At 50.2% G+C, this 213-nt stretch carries 1 rRNA gene (only partly in view); it reads left to right on the forward strand.

The window, feature by feature from the left end:
- Window positions 1-56 (forward strand): 16S ribosomal RNA (locus HX773_RS25835); its annotated part reaches 216 nt to the left of the window's first position; the annotation flags it as partial.
- Window positions 57-213: the final 157 nt, after the last annotated feature.

The following is a 213-nucleotide window of genomic DNA, read 5'->3' on the forward strand; positions in this document are numbered from 1 at the left end:
GGGTGAAGTCGTAACAAGGTAGCCGTAGGGGAACCTGCGGCTGGATCACCTCCTTAATCGACGACATCAGCTGCTCCATAAGTTCCCACACGAATTGCTTGATTCATTGAAGAAGACGATAGAAGCAGCTTTAAGCTCCAAGCTGATAGCTCAACGCTAACAGTTACGCGCTCGAAATTGGGTCTGTAGCTCAGTTGGTTAGAGCGCACCCCT

Source organism: Pantoea sp. B9002 (genome assembly GCF_013385945.1).
Classification (GTDB): Bacteria; Pseudomonadota; Gammaproteobacteria; order Enterobacterales; family Enterobacteriaceae; genus Pantoea.